Raw genomic sequence first — 20090 nt, 5'->3', positions numbered from 1 at the left:
TTCATGAATGTAGAGTTTATTAACCCTTTTTTATCTTCAATGCTCAATGTAATGTCTACTATGGCACAAATGGAATTAGTACCTGAAAAACCTCGTTTGAAAAAAAATGAAGTTGCTATGGGCGATGTTTCTGGTTTAATTGGTATGGTGAGCGCTCAAACAAAAGGCTCACTATCAATTACTTTTGAAGGAAAGTTAGCACTGGCCACCATGAAAAAAATGGTTGGCGAAGGTCCTGACGAAATCAATGAAGAAATTACCGATTTAGTCGGTGAAATTACTAATATGGTCACCGGTGGCGCTAAGCGTATGCTGAGCGAAAAAGGCTTTGAATTTGACATGGCAACGCCTATGGTTGTTTCTGGTCAAAACCATACTATTCACCACAAAGCTGATGGCCCTATCATTATTATTCCGTTAAATTCTGAATTTGGTAAAGCTTTTATTGAGTTCAGTTTCGATAAATAGTGAATTAAGTAATTTGTAGTCATAGACCAAAACCTCGTTTAGCAATAAACGAGGTTTTTTATTTTTTACGCTATATTTAGTTTATTGACTCAATAACAACTGACAATTAATGACATTATAATAAACAGTGGCGGTTAAGTGCGCTGTAAATGAATTTTTGGCGACTTTACCAAGAAGATGAGTAGTTTACTTAGTATTTAAAAAAGACCTTTACTGCGCTGACAAGGTGATTTGTACACGGCGAGTAATATTACATAAGAGCTCATAGGGAATGGTAGTTGCACATAGCGCTATTTCGGCAACAGATAATTGCTCTCCCCACAAAGTCACAACATCGCCAACCTGTTCTTGTGCATTTATCCCTAAATCAACAGTGATCATATCCATTGATACTCTTCCTACCAAAGGAACCCTTCGTCCATTGACCAAAACAGGTGTGCCATTTTTAGCATGCCGAGGGTAACCATCACCGTAACCAATGGCAACAACACCAATAATAGTCTTTTGCTCACTTGTCCAAGCATTACCGTAACCGACTGATTCGCCAGCGGCTAATTCACGTACGGCGATCAAACTTGACTTCAGCGTCATTACTGGCAGAACATCCAAGGTTATATCTTTATTGTGCAAAGCACTCTCTGGCGCACAAGTTGATAAATTTGCTGCGCTAGTTTCAAAGGGTAAAGGAGAAATCCCGTATAATAATAAACCGGGGCGAAGCCATTGGTAATGGCTTGCTGGCCATGCACAAATACCGGCAGAGTTTGCCAATGTTCGTTCTTCGTTACAGCCTAACGTTACTTTTTCAAAGAGTGATATTTGTTGGCGAGTCGCCTGATTGCTTTTATCATCAGCACAACCTAAGTGACTCATTAGCACAATATTTTTTTGAACGTTTACTGAGTCCGTTAATTGCTGATAAAAATGGCTAAACTCCTCTGGATTTATACCTAAACGGTGCATACCGGTATCGATTTTTAGCCAAACCTTTAACGGAGAAGGAAGCGTTGCCGATAAAAGAGCATCAAGTTGTTGATGGTTATGAATAACCGTTTGTAAATTATTGACCGCAAGTATCGCTAAGTCTTTTGCATTAAAAAAACCTTCGAGCAAGACAATCGGTTGAGTAATACCTGAAGACCGTAATGCCAGCGCTTCATCAATTCTTGCCACGGCAATAGCATCAGCGGTGATCGATGAATGACCGTGTTCATTTATTTTAGCTTGCTCAGAAAACAATGCGTGCGCAATGCGTTCAAGGCCATGGCCATAGGCATTAGCTTTTAAAACGGCTAGCACCTTTGCTGTCGGTGCAAGTGATTTTATCTGCGCTAAGTTGTGCTTGAGCGCAGATAAATTAATAATTGCCGTTGCGGTCGTTAATGCCATTAATCTTCATCTAATACATGCGGGCCGGCATAATTATCAAAACGAGAAAACTGTCCTTGGAAAGTCAACGGAACACGACCAATAGGGCCGTTACGTTGTTTACCAATAATAATTTCTGCCATACCTTTAAACTCTGAATCATCGTGATAAACCTCATCACGATAGATAAACATGATCAAATCGGCATCTTGCTCAATAGAGCCTGATTCACGAAGATCCGAGTTAATCGGCCGTTTATCTGAACGTTGCTCCAAACTACGGTTTAGCTGAGACAGTGCCACAACCGGTACTTGTAATTCTTTAGCTAATGCTTTTAATGACCGTGATATTTCGGCAATCTCTAAGGTGCGGTTATCAGCAAATTGTGGCGCGCGCATCAACTGTAAGTAATCGATCATGATCATACTTATACCACCGTGATCACGGGCAATGCGGCGCGCACGAGAGCGAACATCGGTTGGCGTTAAACCAGCGGCATCATCAATAAACATCTTACCTTTATCAATAAGTAACCCCATGGTTGATGATAAACGCGCCCAATCTTCGTCACCTAATTGCCCCGTACGAATTTTGGTTTGGTCAATACGGCCTAATGAGGCTAGCATTCTCATCATCAGTTGTTCTGCAGGCATTTCTAAACTAAAAATCAATGCGGGTTTATCTTCAGTCATCGCCGCGTTTTCTGCGATGTTCATCGCAAAGGTAGTTTTACCCATTGATGGACGTGCAGCAACGATAATAAGATCTGACTTTTGAAAACCAGCGGTCATCTTATCTAAATCAGAAAAGCCACTAGAAACACCGGTAACACCATTATTTGGCGATGAACAAAGTTGTTCAATACGATCGACTGTTTTTTCTAGTACTGAGGTAATGTTTTCTGGCCCTTCGGACTTGTTAGCCCGTTGTTCCGCGATAGCAAATATTTTAGTTTCAGCAAAATCGAGAAGCTCTGCACTAGCACGGCCTTGAGGATCATAACCCGCTTCAGCAATTTCATTTGCCACACTGATCATTTCACGAGTAACCGCACGTTCACGAACGATGTCGGCATAAGCGGTGATATTGGCCGCACTGGGTGTATTCCTCATCATTTCGGCAAGGTAAGCAAAGCCACCAGCATCTTCAAGTCGTTGCTCGTTTTCTAAAGCTTCAGATAAGGTAATTAAATCAACAGGGTTGCCTAGTTCAATTAACGCAGCTATGGTTTCAAAAGTAATACGATGTGAACGACTATAAAAATCCTGAGCGACAACACGTTCGCCAACACGATCCCACGTCTCGTTATCGAGCAATAAACCGCCCAATACAGATTGCTCTGCCTCAAGCGAATGAGGTGGAACTTTTAAAGCATTCATTTGACTATCTTGAGAATACTTTTTATCTTTGAAAAATTTATTTGGCTTGCGCTCTGCCATTTATATACCCTAAAACTCTATCGCAAATGCGAGATTAAAACTTTTGGTAGGTTAGCAGAATTTACTTTGAAACAGAATATAAATACGAGCCAGAAAGCGCCCTAACTCGTTCTATTTTCAATGCCAGAGTCATAAAAATTAATTGCTGACGCTAATATTGCCATTTACCGTATTTACACGTACGTTCGCGTTGGCACTACCGGTTTCAAAGTCTAATTTTGAGCTTGGTCCATACTTAGCTTTATTTGATTTTTGCGTGGTAATTTTATTAGTGATCTGACCACCAGCACTGGCTGATAAACGGAAGCTTGCTTGAACATTTTTCTGTAGCTTTAATGCTAAACCGCCACTAACACTCGACATCTTAACGACACCACCATCATTTAACGATAACGTTGCTGACAGATCGCCACTGACATTTGCAACGGTAAGTTCGTCAATCTCATTTAATCCTATGTTAATATCGCCACTGACATTTTCGATCGTCACTTCTTTTGCTGTTGATTGCGCGTCAATTTCACCACTGACCACGCGCAAACTTAAACGTCCACGTGACTGACGATCTTTAATATTACCGCTAACACTCGACAAACTCACTTTCCCTGATAATTTGCTACTGTTAATATCACCACTAACTGAAATTAATTCAATGCGTTCACTCAAATTTACCGCTTTGATGTTACCACTTACTGTTTTTGCTTCGGCGCTGGCATGCAAGTTCTCAAAATTAATATCACTGGCAATCCCCTCAAAACTGACACGAATGTTTTTAGGCATATGAATCGTTAATACTGAGCCTTTAGCATTGTTACCCCAGAAGTTGTTGTTATGATTTTCAAGCTCAACCTTAATTTTTACACGCGATCCTTGTTGCTTAAAGAGTAAACCTTCGGCGTCGTCTTCCAATTCTCCCTTTATCGAAATAGTGTTTTTATCCCAACCAATAACCGTAATATTACCGCGTAAATTTTCAATATTTACACTACTGACATCACTGACCAGTAATGACTTGTCTATCTGCTCACCCGCAAAGCTTGAACAAGCGGCTGAAAATAGCATCATCGGAATAACTTTTTGTAAAACTCTCATAACTACCTCTTTATAGTGTTATCTTTAAATACTCTGCCATTTAGGGCTGTATAGTTGGCTTAATAGATCTAATTCTTGTTTTTGGGTCCAACGTAATAAATTAAGTAAATCATTATTACTTGGGTCTTCATTTAGAGCCTTTTCAATCGTAGCTTGGGCTGAGCTTAGGTTTATTAACTCTTGTTGAATTTCTTTTGGCAGGGCCGATATTTTAGGCTGGCCAAAGCTAATCAACATCGATTGCTTGGTGTGCATAAAATTTTCTTGCATTGCAGTTACTAAGGTCAGGGGTGAGTTATTGTGTTGCGCTAAATCCAGCGGCTGTTCTGAAAATTGAGGCGAAAAAGAAAACCAAGTAGCCAATACTGCGAGCACTAAAGATGCCGCCCATGCTGTAGGCATAAACACTTTTTTCACCGGTGATACAAAGACAGGTTTGTCTTGTGTTTTAACTTCAATCGCCCGTTCAATACCAGCCCATAAATCACGTTGTGGTGTCATTTCATCAGGTAATTTTGCCAGTGCTTTTTGTAAAGCTTGCTCTGATAATAATTTATTCATATCTCGATCCACTCCATTAACAAATTTCTAGCTCTATGGTATTGCGCTTTACTAGTACCTACTGCCATGTCGAGCATATTTGCAATTTCTTCATGGCGGTAACCTTCAACCGCGAACAACACAAAAACTAAGCGAGCTCTTTCAGGTAAACGAGCGATATGTTTATCTAATTCGGTTAGACCCGCACTATCTGGCATTTCTACGGCAATATCTGCCATGGTTTGATCTTCGATACTAAAGATACGTTGCAACCAGTTTTTATGTTTGCGTAAGTGTCCAAGTACAATATTGTTGGTGACACTGTGTAACCAAGTAGAAAATTTACTTTCACCACGAAAATTAGCTATCTTTTGCCATAGTTGTACAAAAACCTCTTGGCAAACATCCTCTGCACTATCTTTATCTGCAAGCATGCGCCAGCAAATAGCATAAACTTTACGATGATACTGCTGATAAAGTTGATAAAAAGCCTGCTGATCACCCTGCTGTGCTCGACTAATAATCGCACGTTCTTTTGCAAGGTTTTCAGCAATAGTGGTCGGCGGTTCAGCACAGTTTTTAATGTAAATAACTTTCGGGTTATCCAAAGGTTAACTCTCAATAATGGTGTCGTTATAAAGTAAGATACAGTATTTATGAAAAGGGTTTAAAGAAAAGCGAAAAATATTATATTTTTTGAGAACGTAGCAAAGCTGAATGGTATTTCAATGGATTTTTAGGCATAAAAAAAGCGTCTTACGACGCTTTTTTTTACATTTTGATTTTAGCGCAAAATTACTTGCTACTAAGTGCACCAAAACGTTTGTTGAATTTATCAACACGACCACCGGTCTCAGCAGCTTTTTGTTTGCCCGTGTAAAATGGGTGACAAGCTGAACATACGTCTAAGTGAATATCTTTTTTCGCTGTAGAACGAGTTACGATGATGTTACCGCAAGAACAAGTTGCCTTGAACTCAACATAATTAGGATGAATACCGTCTTTCATAGAAACCTCTGTATAAGGCCGTATCGCCACTTAGTCAGTCATTATTGCTGCTAAGCACCATACGAGTTAAAAATAATGGAGGCGAATTTTAAATCATCGACACATGCTTAGCAATAGCCTAATGACACTAATTGCTAAAAAATGAACAATTAATCCGTTAAGGTGATTAAAGTTAAACTTTCTATAAAATCGTACTTGGCATATTAACAACAAGTCGGCAGAATAAGCTTAATTATCGTCAAAAAAGTACTCGTTATGCAGGTTAGTTATATTCAAGTCGCTATTCCTGTACCTATGCGTCAGTTATTTACTTATATCGTGCCAAAAAGCATCAGTAGTGACGAGATTCAAATAGGCGCACGAGTGATCGTACCTTTTAGTCATAGAGAAGTTATTGGTATTATTATAAGTACCAGTGAAGTCTGCGATATTGACGACAAAAAACTTAAGCCGATTATTGGCTTAGTCAATGACAACTTTCGTTTTCCTCCCGCGCTGTTAAAGTTTTTACTGCGCTGTGCTGATTATTATCATCACCCGATTGGAGACGTACTACAACTGGCTCTTCCCGTGTTGCTTCGTCAAATTGAGCAACCTACTATTGATTTAGCGACCACTTGGCATTGTTTCTTGCTTGAGCAAGACAGTGAAGAAAAGCTGGTATTAGAAAAAATAGTTAAGCGAGCCCCAAAACAAGCCGAACTGTATAATGTCATTAAAACCCACCCAGGGCTAACTTGGGCAGAAATTAGAACATTAGGCTATACAAAAGCACAATTAAATACGCTTGAAAAGAAAAAGTTAATTGAAGAAAGGCAACAAAAAGCTGAAACCTTTGTCTATCACCAAGACGCTTTAGCTGAGAGTGAAAAGCTAACCTTAACCGTTGAACAAGCGGTTATTGTCTCAGCGGTGAAAGCGTCCTTTGAGCAGTTTTCTTGTCATTTAGTAGACGGTGTCACCGGTAGTGGTAAAACCGAAGTTTATTTACAAGCGATGGAAAAAACTCTCGCCGCCAATAAACAAGTACTGGTATTAGTGCCTGAAATTGGTCTAACACCACAAATGCTCAGTCGGTTTGAACAACGCTTTAATTTACCTATTTGTTTGCACCACTCAGGATTAAACGACAAAGAACGTTTACAAACTTGGCTGGCTGCACAACGGGGCACCGCCGCAATAATTATTGGCACGCGTTCAGCTGTTTTTGCGCCGCTACATCATTTAGGTTTAATTATTGTTGATGAAGAGCACGATGGCTCTTTTAAACAACAAGACAGTTTTCGTTATCACGCGCGCGACATTGCTATTTTACGCGCGGGTCAGTTAAATATTCCTATTGTACTCGGTAGTGCCACGCCTAGTTTAGAAACGCTACAAAATGCATTGTCGGGTAAATATCAATATCATCAATTAACTAAAAGACCCGGTCAAAGTACTCAAGCCAAAATCAGTCTTATTAATGTTGCCCAACAGCAAATGGAACATGGCTTATCAGGTACGTTAAAAAAGGCGATTGAAACAACACTTAAACGCGGTGAACAAGCCTTAATATTTTTAAATCGCCGTGGTTATGCGCCAGCGATTAATTGTCAAGAGTGTCACTGGGTAGCCGATTGTCAGCGTTGTAATAAACCTTATACTTTGCACCAAGGAAAAAAATTATTAATTTGTCACCACTGTAGTAGTCAAAAGCGTATCCCATACCAGTGTCCTAGTTGCGGAAGTGTTCGTATTAAACCTATGGGACAAGGTACAGAACAATTAGAAGAGCGCATCGGCGAACTTTTTGCTGACTATAGTACCGTAAGAATCGATCGCGACAGTACTCGTAAAAAAGGCGAATTGGCAAAATTATTACAAGAAGTCAGTGATAAAAAACATCAGTTACTGATTGGTACACAAATGTTGGCGAAGGGGCATCACTTCCCTGATGTAACACTGGTTGCAGTGTTAGACGTTGATGGTGCACTCTTTAGTTTTGACTTTCGTGCCGCCGAGCACATGGCACAATTATTAGTGCAAGTTGCTGGCCGTGCAGGTCGAGAAAGTAAGCCCGGAAAAGTATTAGTACAAACCAACTTCCCTGAACATCCATTACTGCAAGATTTAGTCAACAACGGTTACCCACACTTTGCTAAATATGCGTTAACTGAGCGCAAACAGGCCTTATTACCACCGTTTAGTTATCAAGCACTTTTTCGGGCAGAAGCTAACTATCCTTCTTATCCTGAAAAATTTCTCAGTGCATTAACCGAATTTACTTTTGATGGCTGCCAATTTGCCGGTCCGGTGCCAGCTGCGATGGAAAAAAAAGCAGGTAAATATCGCTATCATTTAATTGTACAAGCTAAATCACGCAAGCAACTTCATCTTGCTATTTATCAGCTGATTAACGCTATTTCTCAGAATGAATGGCAGAAAAAAGTACGCTGGACAGTAGATGTTGATCCACTTGATTTAAGTTGGTAACTTTAAGTAATAAGCCTTCTGTTACAATTTTCTTTTTAAACTAGTGTCATTTCCTTACCAGTTGGTTAGAATTACCCGACGTTTACCGGTATATTATTATTTCATGGCTCATCAAGATTACGTTTCCCGCGCACAAAACAAAAAGAAAAGTCCCTATAAAGGCAAGGTAGCGCCTAAACCAACCTTCACCTTAAAATTTAAGCTTTTACTCTTTTTAGTCATGTTATTGATCGGTGGTTTTATTTATGGATTATGGTCAATAAAAGACAATAAACCGCAAATCTCTCCCGTGAAAATAGTAAAAGAAGCCCCACAAGCTGTAAAAGAAAAAGCATTACCCGCTCCACCAAAAGAGATATGGGCATATGTTGACAACCTAAAGAGTAAAGAAGTTGAAGTGGGTAAATATGAAGTTAAGGATAAAGGACCGTATAAGATGCAGTGCGCGTCGTTTAGAACGATGAGACAAGCCGAAGTATTAAAAGCCAATATTGCCTTTACTGGCTTAACGGCTCAAATAAGTGAATCTAAAGGTAAAAACGGAATTTATTACAAAGTGTTTTTAGGTCCTTATGAGCGTAAACGTGAAGCAGAAAAAGACAAACATAAGCTAAAAAGTAATAATGTTAATGGCTGCCAAATTTGGCTTTGGAAATAAAATCCAACGGATTAGTGAACAATAAGTTAGTCCGATTGACATAATAGACACATTTATCTAGCTCCCTCCTTGAAAAAGTCATAATTAGCCTTATCTATTCTTCATAGATATAAATAAATATTTGAGGTTAATTGTGACAACTATCGTATCCGTAAGACGTAATGGCAAAGTAGCAATTGGTGGTGATGGCCAAGTATCGCTTGGAAATACCGTAATGAAAGGTAATGCTCGCAAAGTTCGTCGTTTATATAACGGCAAGGTCCTTGCTGGTTTTGCTGGCGGCACTGCTGATGCTTTTACTTTATTTGAGCGCTTTGAAAGTAAACTTGAACAACACCAAGGCCATTTAACTAAAGCCGCTGTTGAGCTTGCTAAAGATTGGCGAAGTGACCGCGCCTTAAGAAAATTAGAGGCTTTACTTGCTGTTGCAGACGAAACAGCTTCATTAATCATCACCGGCAATGGCGATGTTATACAACCAGAGAATGACTTAATTGCTATCGGTAGTGGTGGTAACTTTGCACAGTCGGCAGCAACTGCACTGTTAGAGAATACCGAGCTTTCTGCGATTGAAATTGTTGAAAAGTCGTTAAAAATCGCTGGCGACATTTGTGTATTCACCAATCATCAACATACGATTGACGAGTTATAAAGCTCAACTTTCGTCTCGCTTAGTAAGTGTATCAAATAAGTAAAATGCTTAAGGAATTATCATGTCGAATATGACACCACGTGAAATAGTCAGTGAATTAGACAGCCACATTATTGGTCAAAGTGATGCCAAACGTGCTGTAGCCATCGCCTTAAGAAATCGCTGGCGCAGAATGCAGTTAAACGAAGAGTTACGCACCGAAGTTACCCCTAAAAACATTCTAATGATTGGTCCAACGGGGGTTGGTAAAACAGAAATAGCAAGGCGTCTAGCCAAACTTGCCAACGCTCCTTTTATTAAAGTTGAAGCAACTAAATTTACCGAAGTCGGTTATGTTGGTAAAGAAGTCGAAACGATCATTCGTGACTTGGCTGATATGGCAATAAAAATGACCAAAGAGCAAGAAATGGCTCGGGTAAAACATATCGCCGAAGAAGCCGCTGAAGAACGAATTTTAGATATCTTATTGCCACCACCACGAGACGGTTTTGGCGCTGATGGAGCTACGGATAATAGCAGTACTCGTCAAGCTTTTCGCAAAAAGTTTCGTGAAGGTCAACTTGATGATAAAGAAATAGAATTAGATTTAGCTGCCCCACAAATGGGGGTTGAAATAATGGCTCCTCCTGGTATGGAAGAGATGACTTCGCAGCTGCAAAATATGTTTCAGGGCATGTCTAATGAAAAAACCAGCAAGCGTAAATTAAAAATTAAAGATGCTTTTAAAGCGTTGCAAGAAGAAGAAGCCGCCAAAATTGTTAACAATGACGATATCAAAGAAAAGGCTATTTATGCAGTAGAGCAAAATGGCATCGTTTTTATCGATGAAATTGACAAGATTTGTAAGCGTGGTGATAGCTCAGGTCCTGATGTTTCTCGCGAAGGGGTACAAAGAGACTTACTCCCTCTGATTGAGGGCTCAACAGTAAGCACTAAGCATGGCATGATTAAAACAGACCATATTTTATTTATTGCTTCAGGCGCATTCCAGATGGCAAAACCATCTGATTTGATCCCTGAATTGCAAGGTCGATTACCAATTCGTGTCGAGTTACAAGCGCTAACTACCCATGATTTTGTTAGAATTTTGACTGAACCAAACGCATCATTAACTGAACAGTATATTGCTTTGTTGGCAACAGAAGGTGTACATGTTTCTTTTAGTGAAGATGGTATTCAGGCAATCGCTAATGCCGCATGGCAAGTTAATGAAAGTACAGAAAACATTGGCGCAAGACGCTTACATACTATGATGGAACGTTTAATCGAAGACCTATCATTTAATGCTGATAAGCGTGCTGGGGAAGTCATTATAATTGATCAAAAATACGTAGATGACACTATTTCTGAATTAGTTAAAAATGAAGATTTAAGCCGTTTTATTCTATAGAAAGAAAAGAGTAGGAAGTTAACTTCCTACTCTTTTAGCCAATATAAGCGCAGGAATTAATGAAAATCATTCAGTTTACGCTTGATAGCAAGCAAAAAAAATTAACCCTTAATTTTGATAGTAACCTTCAACTTAGTTTCTCCTTTGAATACCTAAGAGTATTTTCTCCCGTAGAAACGAAAGCTAAAAATGGCGTTAAAATACCAGAAGTGTTTCATAAAAAAGACGTGCTATTAACTGATATTGAACCGCTAGGTAAGCATGGCCACCGCTTAGTATTTGATGACAAGCACGGCGCTATTTTCACTGACCAAACATTCAAAAATCTCTTTGATAATTACGACATTAATTGGCAAAGCTATTGTTCAAGTTTAACCACAAGCCAAAATAGAGAAGCGTCGATTAGTTTTGTTGAAGTGAAATAAAATAAGTTAACACGAACATTCAAGATGGCTTTTATTTAGCGAACTTTGCCTAGTAATAACTAGACAGAGATAACGTTTTCTCTTGAAAACACCTGTTCGGTATCTTCAAGAGAAAAGTATATTTCTAAACTTTAAACTGACTCACTTCATTATTCAACACTGCCGCTTGCTGAGATAACTCTTCACTCATTTGTGCATTTTGATGAGATATTAGCCCGGCTTGTTCGGCGACGTCTCTTATCTCAACCACATGTTGATTAACTTCAGAAGCGACCGTACTTTGCTCTTGAATGGCTGATGCTATAGCTGTATTCATTTCCATGATGGTTGAAACATCATAGGTTATTTCTTCTAGCATTTTACCCGCTGAGCTTGCTTGGTCAGCGCTGTCTTGGCCTTGTGTTCGACAAATAGCCATATGAGAAACAATTTCTTTGGTTCGTCCTTGCAATGAACTAATAATCGTTTCAATTTCTTGTGTCGAATCTTGAGTCCGACTGGCTAATGTTCTAACTTCATCAGCAACCACAGCAAAGCCACGCCCTTGTTCTCCCGCCCTGGCTGCTTCGATAGCCGCATTTAACGCCAGTAAGTTTGTTTGCTCTGCTATGCCTCGAATAACATCTAATACTGAACCAATAGTATCGCTATCTTTAGCAAGTTCGTGCACTATATTTTCTGACTCCCTTAACTTTTCAGAAAGCTCATCAATTTTCGCAATAGTTTGCTCAACCCCTTCTTTACCACTAATAGCATTATTATTGGTTGCTTCAGCTTTACTCGCAGCGGCATTGGTATTATTAGCAATTTCATCAACGGTCGCAACCATTTGAGTCACCGCGGTAGCGACCATATCCGTTTGTTGAATTTGTGAGTCGACTCCGGCATTAGCAAGGTGAATATTTTTTGATAAACTATCTGTTGCTTCGTGCACAGTATCAACAGAAAGGTTAACGGCCGTAATTAAGTTTCTAAACTTACCCAGCATATTATTAAAAATAGTGGCCATTTCGCCGAGTTCATCATCACTGTGAGTAGATACGGTCAACGATAAATCCTGAGTATCAGCCACTTTTTTCATGGTCTCGTTTAGCTGATTTATGCTTAATAAAATACTTCTACTGACAAAAAAGGCAAAACTGATGGCAATAAGTAATATGCTAAAAAAGACACTGTAGGCAACCAAGTCAACAAATTTGGTGTGCTCAACAACCTCATTTTTACTCAGTAAAACAAGTTTATCTAAAATTTCATCCACTTGATGAACAGCGTTGCGCATATCACCTTTTAAACCTTCTTTAGCGGTGAAACCAAGCCGTTTTTGTCCGGCAACAAAGTCTGTAAATGCTTGTTCATAGAGAGAGATATTATCAATGGCTTGTGATTTAGCATCACTGGATAAATCGCTTACGTTTATGTCTTGAACAAAAGAACTGGCATTATTATTCCAACGGTCGACGTATTTCGCATCAAGACGTAACATAAAGTCTTTCTCATTGCGTCTAAGTTGTAGCATATTGCTCAGCAATTTATAGTCACTATTACCAATCGACTCTTCAACTACATGAACAGCAGATCTTAATGAGCCGTATAGACCGTCGGTTGAAGATAAACCAAGATCTTTTTGTGCATCAACTAAGTCTTTAAAGAACTGTTGATAATCATTTAGCACAGCGCGAAGCTTATTTAATTCAGGAAGGTCTTTGCCTATCGTTTCGTAAGCTTGCTCAAGTGAACCAATATTTCTTATAAGCTCAGCATAATTTTCACTAAACGCCTCAAAATACTTGATATCTTTTCTAGCTAAAAAATCCTTTTCATTACGACGCAACTGTAAAATTTCGGTTTCGATATTGCCAATTTCTCGAGCAATTTTTATATCAGTTTCCAAAGACGACATAGTAAAATTAAGTAAGCCCAACATAAAGACCATTGATAAAACCAAAATACCGGTGTTAGCAATAAGCTTGTGCTTGATTAGCATAAAGGAGATCCTAAAAATATTAATAGATTGATATTTTTAGTATAGGTAGAAAATTAAAATTTGAAACAAATTTATATGTTTTTTTATATGAAATAATAAGATGATAATTATCGGGCAAAGTATTTTTTCAATGCTTCTTCGGGTATAGGTTTACTGATGTAATATCCTTGAACAGCATCACAGCCAATGTTGCGTAATACCCTTAGTTGTTCTTCGGTTTCAACTCCCTCGGCTAAAACACGCTTACCTAAACCATGAGAAAGCTCAACCATAGATTTAACAATCGTTAAATCTGAATCATTACTTGCGACTTCTTCAATAAAACTTCGATCAATTTTAATTTTGTCGATCGGCAGTTTACGCAGGTATGCCAATGAGGAATACCCTGTACCAAAATCATCAATTGAAACTTTTATGCCCATATTTTGCAAAATAACAATGGTATTCATTGCTGTTGCGATTTCAGTCATCACAACATTTTCGGTAATTTCTAAATCTAAACATCTTGGTGTAATTTGATATTTAAAAAGTAAGGCTTGGATATTTTCAATCAATTTTGGATCTTGAAATTCAACGGCGGTAATATTAACCGCTATGGTCACTCGTCGATGATATTCTTTTTGCAAACGTGCAATAGTTTGGCATGCTCGTTCAAGCACATAACTGTCTAGCTCACTAAGCAGGTTAAGCGATTCAATATCAGGTAAAAAACTTGCGGGTTGTAATAAACCACGTTCTGGGTGTTGCCAGCGAACAAGCGCTTCGAAGCCTTCTATACGATTATTTAATAAGTTAAGCTGTGGTTGAAAATAGAGTACAAATTCATTGTTTTCAAAACCATCGCGAATTTCTTTTTCCATGGCAAGTAATCTTCGACCATGCGATTGCATTCCCGTTTTATATTTGACCGTCGCCACATTTTGACTTTCAGCTTGCGCTAAGGCTAAATTAGCTTTCTGCAATAAATCTTCAGCTAATAGCCCATCCCCAGGATATAAACAATAACCAACAGAGCATTGTAATAATACTTTATGTTGTTTGATGTGGTACGCCCGACTTATTAAGCCGTGTAAATGTTCTATTGCAGCCGCTTGTTGCTTTTCGTCAACACCATCAATAATAAAAGTAAAAGAATCACCACTTAATCGTCCAACCACCTGGGGTAAAAATATACTTTCATCAAGTCTACGCGCTATTTCACCCAAAATAGCATCCCCAACCTTAAGCCCGTATGTATCATTGACAAATTTAAAGCCTTTAATATCTAGTAAAAAAACCGCTAAATTTTGTTGATTACAGGCGGTTTTTTCGATGATTAAAGGCAGTTTTTCCATGACTTGTTGTCGGTTTAACGCCCCGGTTAATGAATCGTGCTTACCTAAATATTGAGCCTTATTCATCGCAGAGGTCGCAATACTTCGCTCTGCCCCTTGCATCCAAATAAGCATAGTAAATGCTAATAAAGTAAAGGCACCCAAATCAAAATAAATCAGTACTTCTGCTAATGGCCTAAACCAATACTCATTGATAAGTACAATAGAAAGAAAAGAAAATAAAACGTACCTGCCCCCCATAATAAGACTATAAATAATAAAAACATATGCAGAAAAATATTTTTTTGGCAAGTTATATAGATAAAAGGCCGTTAGCAATAAACTGCAGCCCATCACAAATGCAGGTAAACTCTCTCGCAGGTAAAAGCGGTTATAAACCTCGTTAACCTCAAATCCATAGAGTAACGTTGCCGTTAGTGCGAACAAAGCACTGAGTATAAAGCTGCTATTGGTGATTTTTTTAGAAATACTTTTTTTTGAAACTGCGCTATATATTCCGAGTAAAAGTGCGCAGAGATGAAAATAAAAACTAACTTGAATACCTACTGTAAGAAGAACTTTCTCTAAGGCGATAACACTGAGGTCGGTAAGTTGGGTTTCAATGGCAAGGCAAAGTTGATGGGCACTTAAAGAAAATAGGCTCACCGTCCAGTAGCTAACATACTGCCGACCTATCCCCCGATAATACAGCAAAAAAAATGTAGCAAGTAAGCCAAAAACTACGGCTTCAACAGAAAATAATAGACCGTGATAAAAGTCTTTCTCACCTACCATGTTATATTCTCTATTAAGTTGCGGGCGACCATTAAATATTCTTTTGCTTAGCAATACAAGACAGTCGCTATTATTATTTGCTGATTATACGGTTATTTACCATTGAATATATTTCACACAACGTTTGTACATCGAGCTATACTAACAGCCAATCGATTAAATTTTTTCACACTTTATGTTTACTGTTGCCGTGAGCAAAAATTTAGTAGCATAGGTATAAGCATTCAATCATAGCATTAAGGAAAAATCATGGAATACAACACCTCAGAGCTTTGTAATATTTATGCCGACCTAATTGATGTTGTTGATCCTATCTTTTGTAATTATGGCGGGCGCAGCTCTTTTGGTGGTCAAGTTGTTACCATTAAGTGCTTTGAAAATAATGGTTTAATAGCACAAATTGTAGCGACAGATGGACGAGGAAAAGTACTTGTTATTGATGGTGGTGGCTCAACACGTAGGGCACTGATTGATTTTAACATTGCTGAACAGGCCGCTAACAATGCTTGGGAAGGAATTGTTTGCTATGGAAGTGTCCGCGACGTAGATGCAATAGAAGAACTCGACTTAGGTATTCAAGGCTTAGTCTCTATTCCTGTCGGTGCTAGCGACCAAGATATTGGCGAAAGTGATTTAGCAATAAACTTTGCTGGGGTAACATTTCTCCCTGAAGACCACATTTATGCTGACAATACTGGTATTATTTTGTCACCAGAGCCGTTAGACATTGAATAAATCATCTAGACTTTACATTCAGTAAGTTACGCCCACTGACTTAAATTTGGCTCACTTAGCTGGCTCACTATGTGGATATTGTTCGAGCCAACGTTGCGTCCAAATTTCAATTTCATCAAAAACAACCCCACGACTTAAATATCTACCCTGAGCATATTCACCACCCATTGATATAAATGCTTGTTCAATATTACTGTTATTAATTGAGGTGCCAATAAGGGGGAGTTTCATTGCCCGGGTTAAATTGATTAGCGCATTAATAATGGCCTTATCTGAGCTACCACTCTCAATATTATTATCACTATTACCCAACAAGCCACAATTAATTTTTACTTGATGGATACTCAGCTTTCGTAAGTATCGTAATGATTCATAGCTGCCTGAAAAATCTCCTATCGCGATCTTTATATTTAAAGATTTCAGCTGATCAATGATCGCTTTTGCTCTTTGGCTAGCAGATAAAATTAGCGCTTCTTTAAACTCGATAATTAAAGAATTTGTATTAATACTATATTCTTTAGCTTGCAAAACAATGTAGTCAATTAATGCCGGTTCAAGTAACTCTTTACTAGCAAAGGTAATGGTTACTGGCTTTTCAAAACCTACCTTTTGTAATTGAGCAATGGCCTTACATGCTTCAACAATCATCTGCTTTGTTAATAGATAGATATCGCCACTATGCTCGGCAATATCGACAAATTGGTTGAGTACACGAGGTGTTTGATCACCGCAATACCAATGCACCTCCATGTGAAAGCCTACTACTTTTTTATTTGCTAGACCTATTTGTGGTTGTAAATACCAATGTAATTTTTCATCGGCTATATCTTGTTTTAATTGTTCCATACGCTGTAATTGTTGTTCGGTATAGAGTGCACTATTGTGGTCAAAGTAACTAACAACTTGTTGAGTTTGTTCTGAAACGAGTAAGGCATCTTCAGCAAATGAAATAACCTCACTGACACTATGACTGTATTCACCCATATAAGCAGCACCAAAAGCCAATTCGAAATTGAGAGAAAAACTTTTAAAACTCATTGCACTGGGCACAGCAGCCATAAGCTCACGGCAAAGCTGGTCAACTTTAGTATGGTCAGGATAGTTGTCAGTACTCAAGTCTAGCACCACTAAAAAGTGTAACCCTTGTAGCCGAGCGATTTTTATCGGTGATTGTTCATCTGAAAAGTTAACTAATAAAATATTTTCAGCGACTTTTTTCTGTAAACAATACGCTAATTGTAATAATAAAATATCAGAATTATGGTGACCTAAAACGGTGTTAACCGCTTGAAAGTTTACCGGCTTAAAAACAATACTCACAAAGCGACTTTTAGGCTTCTGCTTTATAACATTGTCTAGTTTTTCCAAGGCTTGCTGATAACAGGGTAAATTTGTTGCTGGGTCTAACAAATATGCTGTTGATATTTTTTGACGAATATCATCGCTATTATTAAGTTCGACGCGAATGGCTTGCACTAAATACCAACAACCATTGACCAAAGCGGCTAGATAAGAAATAACGATTGCCGACACTAACCAAACAACACTGATAAAAGCATTTAACCACGCGAAAAGAATAACCACGAAACAAAGATGTATAAACCACTGTGCCGTTAATCTCACACTACTAGGCTCTTTAATTTTTTTTGATGAAAGCACCGTAACGCCAGCACATGCAAGCACCAGTAAACTTGCCGCCAGCCAGGCTAAATAACCATCAATATCGGGTAAAAACCATAAACTAAAAACAAAAGATACCGCTGTTGCGACAACAATAAAATTGATTAAATAATTTACTTTTTCTGCCGGTTGAGAATAAGTGCTTCGTAGCCAAAAAAATAACACCGAAGAAAAAATCATGGCTGATGAAAGTATCAATTCACTTTGATAGCTTTTTGGATAAGCCAAGGCATAAAGCATCAATAAAACACTCAGAGAAATCAGTAAGGGGTAACGAAGACGAATGTTTTTTAAGGGCTTAACTAAGGCGATAATTAATATAACAGGAAACATTAACCCCAAAACAAAGGCAATATTAAATTCAGCAAAAGAAAAAGAGGCGGCTTGTGCCGTACTCGAAAATAAAAACAAGCTTAACACTAGCATCAAAAAACCAGTGAGTGATAAGCGCGTCGAGCGAAAGTGTTTCATATAAAGCCTTTTACCTAATGACAACAAACCTATACGATTGATGAGTTTAACTAGGAAATTAGATCAATTATTGCAATGCCAAACGGGGTTTATAACTAAACACCATTAGACGAACCTGCGTATTGAAGTAGAACGGATATATATTAAGACTAAGCAATATAGTGAAGTTTGTATAGGGTGTTTTTAACTAGGCTTATCGCAGAAAAAATTATCGCCTGAATATAAGCCCATTTAATGAAATTAAATGGCTTTATTACCCGCTACAAATAATTCACTCAGTGGGTTTACGCCAAATTGATAACAAAGTTCCGCTGGTTGCTCTATATTCCACAAGGCAATATCTGCATCAAAGCCAAGCGCAAGCTGACCTTTATTAGCTAAACCGAGTGCTTTAGCACCATAACAAGTAACACCAGCTAGTGCTTCTGCCGGTGTTAATCGAAAGAATGTGCATGCCATATTAAGCATCAGTTGAATATTATGAATGGGTGAGGAACCGGGGTTTGCATCGGTAGCAATCGCCATTGGCACTTGATACTTGCGTAATAATTCCATTGGCGGTAATTGTGTTTCACGAAGAAAATAAAAGGCTCCGGGTAACAGTACTGCAGTCATGTCTGCATCTTTCATGGCTTTAATACCGGTTTCATCTAAAAATTCGATATGATCAGATGAAAGCGCATTATATTTTGCCGCTAATGCGGTAGCGCCTAAATTTGATAATTGCTCAGCGTGAACTTTTATCGGTAGATGATGCTTTTGAGCCGCAGCAAAGACACGTTCTGTTTGTACTAAACTAAAACCAATACTTTCGCAAAAAACATCAACCGCATCGGCTAGTTTACCTTCGGCAATAATGGGTATCATTTCATCACAGACTAAGTCGACATATTCATCGGGATTATCTTTGTATTCAACAGGTAAAGCATGAGCGCCAAGGAAAGTCCGCTTAATAGTAACAGGCAGTTTTTCAGCTAACTGCCCTGCTACTTTAAGCATTTTAATTTCGTTTTCTGTATCAAGACCATAACCCGATTTAATTTCAATACTGGTCACACCTTGTTGATGTAATGCAGTTAACCTGGGTAAGGCACTGGCTAATAATTCACTTTCACTGGCTTTGCGTGTGGCAGATACTGTTGAGACTATGCCTCCGCCGGCATTAGCAATTTCTTGATAACTTTTCCCGAGTAAGCGCATTTCAAATTCATTGGCTCGGTTACCGCCATAAACGATATGAGTATGACAATCAACGAGTCCGGGCGTTAACCATTTGCCTTTTCCATCAATAACCCGTACTGATTTTTCATCATATGGGGGTAAAGAAGTTTCAGCGCCTAACCAAGCAATTTTACTTCCACTTATTGCTAAAGCACCATTTTCAATCGCACCATAGCTGTTAGCGCCATCAGTCATAGTCGCTAGATTTACATTAATGAAGAGAGTGTGCCAAGCAGAAGAATTAATCGTCATAATAGATCCAAAAGGTGATTTTAACGCTAAACTTTTAACCAGCGTTTATATCAAAAGATGGCGGCATTATAAGCGTAGTGTTTGATTGCTAATAACGCTACTTTACGCGATAGAGAATAGACAAGCAAGC

The 20090-nt window shown here is 38.5% G+C and carries 17 protein-coding genes; 7 read left to right on the top strand and 10 right to left on the bottom strand.

Annotation, left to right across the window (positions count from 1 at the left end):
- Positions 1–3 precede the first annotated feature (3 nt).
- Entirely contained in the window at positions 4–468 is a 465-nt protein-coding gene (locus H4J69_RS04495) for a chemotaxis protein CheX (RefSeq protein ID WP_070374995.1), read from the top strand.
- Positions 469–678: 210 nt separating this feature from the next.
- Here H4J69_RS04495 and alr read toward each other — a convergent pair whose 3' ends face one another.
- From alr to rpmE, 6 genes are all read right to left on the bottom strand, one after another.
- Positions 679–1857 carry an alanine racemase gene (gene alr / locus H4J69_RS04490; protein ID WP_182222527.1) on the bottom strand — a complete coding sequence of 393 codons (1179 nt, stop codon included), beginning with the start codon at positions 1855–1857 and terminating at the stop codon, positions 679–681.
- A complete protein-coding gene (gene dnaB, locus H4J69_RS04485; protein ID WP_070374997.1) occupies positions 1857–3275 on the bottom strand; it encodes a replicative DNA helicase in 1419 nt (472 codons plus the stop codon). Before dnaB ends, alr begins: the two co-directional genes overlap by 1 nt.
- A gap of 138 nt (positions 3276–3413) precedes the next feature.
- Complete coding sequence (locus H4J69_RS04480; protein ID WP_182222526.1) at positions 3414–4364, bottom strand: DUF4097 family beta strand repeat-containing protein; 951 nt, start codon at positions 4362–4364, stop codon at positions 3414–3416.
- A 24-nt stretch (positions 4365–4388) separates the two neighbouring features.
- On the bottom strand, positions 4389–4925 hold the full coding sequence (locus tag H4J69_RS04475) for a hypothetical protein (RefSeq protein WP_182222525.1): 537 nt from the start codon (positions 4923–4925) through the stop codon (positions 4389–4391).
- Complete coding sequence (locus H4J69_RS04470) at positions 4922–5458, bottom strand: RNA polymerase sigma factor (RefSeq protein WP_182222548.1); 537 nt, start codon at positions 5456–5458, stop codon at positions 4922–4924. The genes H4J69_RS04475 and H4J69_RS04470 overlap by 4 nt, the downstream gene beginning before the upstream one ends.
- Before the next feature lie 241 nt (positions 5459–5699).
- Positions 5700–5912, bottom strand: coding sequence for a 50S ribosomal protein L31 (rpmE, locus tag H4J69_RS04465; protein ID WP_070374999.1), 213 nt, complete (start codon positions 5910–5912; stop codon positions 5700–5702).
- A 255-nt stretch (positions 5913–6167) separates the two neighbouring features.
- On the opposite strand from rpmE, the gene priA reads away from it, so the two are divergent.
- The 5 genes from priA (at position 6168) to H4J69_RS04440 (ending at position 11509) form a co-directional block, all read left to right on the top strand.
- Entirely contained in the window at positions 6168–8384 is a 2217-nt protein-coding gene (gene priA, locus H4J69_RS04460) for a primosomal protein N' (protein WP_182229895.1), read from the top strand.
- 103 nt (positions 8385–8487) lie between these two features.
- Positions 8488–9042, top strand: coding sequence for an SPOR domain-containing protein (locus H4J69_RS04455; RefSeq protein WP_182229894.1), 555 nt, complete (start codon positions 8488–8490; stop codon positions 9040–9042).
- Positions 9043–9175: 133 nt separating this feature from the next.
- Positions 9176–9694: an ATP-dependent protease subunit HslV gene (gene hslV, locus H4J69_RS04450; protein WP_070375002.1), complete on the top strand. Its 519-nt coding sequence runs from the start codon at positions 9176–9178 to the stop codon at positions 9692–9694.
- 61 nt (positions 9695–9755) lie between these two features.
- Positions 9756–11084, top strand: a complete 1329-nt coding sequence (hslU, locus tag H4J69_RS04445) for an HslU--HslV peptidase ATPase subunit (protein WP_070375003.1) — start codon at positions 9756–9758, stop codon at positions 11082–11084.
- 59 nt (positions 11085–11143) lie between these two features.
- Positions 11144–11509, top strand: a complete 366-nt coding sequence (locus H4J69_RS04440; RefSeq protein ID WP_182222523.1) for a gamma-butyrobetaine hydroxylase-like domain-containing protein — start codon at positions 11144–11146, stop codon at positions 11507–11509.
- A 124-nt stretch (positions 11510–11633) separates the two neighbouring features.
- Here H4J69_RS04440 and H4J69_RS04435 read toward each other — a convergent pair whose 3' ends face one another.
- Both H4J69_RS04435 and H4J69_RS04430 read right to left on the bottom strand, forming a co-directional pair.
- Entirely contained in the window at positions 11634–13493 is a 1860-nt protein-coding gene (locus tag H4J69_RS04435; protein WP_182222522.1) for a methyl-accepting chemotaxis protein, read from the bottom strand.
- A 107-nt stretch (positions 13494–13600) separates the two neighbouring features.
- Positions 13601–15601, bottom strand: a complete 2001-nt coding sequence (locus H4J69_RS04430; protein ID WP_182222521.1) for a bifunctional diguanylate cyclase/phosphodiesterase — start codon at positions 15599–15601, stop codon at positions 13601–13603.
- Positions 15602–15850: 249 nt separating this feature from the next.
- On the opposite strand from H4J69_RS04430, the gene rraA reads away from it, so the two are divergent.
- A complete protein-coding gene (rraA, locus tag H4J69_RS04425; protein WP_070375007.1) occupies positions 15851–16336 on the top strand; it encodes a ribonuclease E activity regulator RraA in 486 nt (161 codons plus the stop codon).
- Between the two features lie 51 nt (positions 16337–16387).
- Here rraA and H4J69_RS04420 read toward each other — a convergent pair whose 3' ends face one another.
- Positions 16388–18487 (bottom strand): EAL domain-containing protein, encoded by a 2100-nt coding sequence (locus tag H4J69_RS04420; protein ID WP_182244732.1) that lies wholly within the window; start codon positions 18485–18487, stop codon positions 16388–16390.
- Between the two features lie 240 nt (positions 18488–18727).
- Positions 18728–19960 (bottom strand): imidazolonepropionase, encoded by a 1233-nt coding sequence (gene hutI / locus H4J69_RS04415; protein WP_182214764.1) that lies wholly within the window; start codon positions 19958–19960, stop codon positions 18728–18730.
- Positions 19961–20090: the final 130 nt, after the last annotated feature.

Source organism: Colwellia sp. BRX10-9, assembly GCF_014077405.1.
Classification (GTDB): domain Bacteria; phylum Pseudomonadota; class Gammaproteobacteria; order Enterobacterales; family Alteromonadaceae; genus Colwellia_A.
Note: the sequence above shows the minus strand (reverse complement) of the source record. Positions and strands in the feature narration are given on the sequence as shown.

What these genes read in the sequence shown, in the direction of transcription:
- H4J69_RS04495 (WP_070374995.1), top strand. Translation starts at nt 4, where the DNA reads ATGAATGTAGAGTTTATTAACCCTTTTTTATCTTCAATGCTCAATGTA.
- alr (WP_182222527.1), bottom strand. Translation starts at nt 1,857, where the DNA reads ATGGCATTAACGACCGCAACGGCAATTATTAATTTATCTGCGCTCAAG.
- dnaB (WP_070374997.1), bottom strand. Translation starts at nt 3,275, where the DNA reads ATGGCAGAGCGCAAGCCAAATAAATTTTTCAAAGATAAAAAGTATTCT.
- H4J69_RS04480 (WP_182222526.1), bottom strand. Translation starts at nt 4,364, where the DNA reads ATGAGAGTTTTACAAAAAGTTATTCCGATGATGCTATTTTCAGCCGCT.
- H4J69_RS04475 (WP_182222525.1), bottom strand. Translation starts at nt 4,925, where the DNA reads ATGAATAAATTATTATCAGAGCAAGCTTTACAAAAAGCACTGGCAAAA.
- rpmE (WP_070374999.1), bottom strand. Translation starts at nt 5,912, where the DNA reads ATGAAAGACGGTATTCATCCTAATTATGTTGAGTTCAAGGCAACTTGT.
- priA (WP_182229895.1), top strand. Translation starts at nt 6,168, where the DNA reads ATGCAGGTTAGTTATATTCAAGTCGCTATTCCTGTACCTATGCGTCAG.
- H4J69_RS04455 (WP_182229894.1), top strand. Translation starts at nt 8,488, where the DNA reads ATGGCTCATCAAGATTACGTTTCCCGCGCACAAAACAAAAAGAAAAGT.
- hslU (WP_070375003.1), top strand. Translation starts at nt 9,756, where the DNA reads ATGTCGAATATGACACCACGTGAAATAGTCAGTGAATTAGACAGCCAC.
- H4J69_RS04440 (WP_182222523.1), top strand. Translation starts at nt 11,144, where the DNA reads ATGAAAATCATTCAGTTTACGCTTGATAGCAAGCAAAAAAAATTAACC.
- H4J69_RS04435 (WP_182222522.1), bottom strand. Translation starts at nt 13,493, where the DNA reads ATGCTAATCAAGCACAAGCTTATTGCTAACACCGGTATTTTGGTTTTA.
- H4J69_RS04430 (WP_182222521.1), bottom strand. Translation starts at nt 15,601, where the DNA reads ATGGTAGGTGAGAAAGACTTTTATCACGGTCTATTATTTTCTGTTGAA.
- rraA (WP_070375007.1), top strand. Translation starts at nt 15,851, where the DNA reads ATGGAATACAACACCTCAGAGCTTTGTAATATTTATGCCGACCTAATT.
- H4J69_RS04420 (WP_182244732.1), bottom strand. Translation starts at nt 18,487, where the DNA reads ATGAAACACTTTCGCTCGACGCGCTTATCACTCACTGGTTTTTTGATG.
- hutI (WP_182214764.1), bottom strand. Translation starts at nt 19,960, where the DNA reads ATGACGATTAATTCTTCTGCTTGGCACACTCTCTTCATTAATGTAAAT.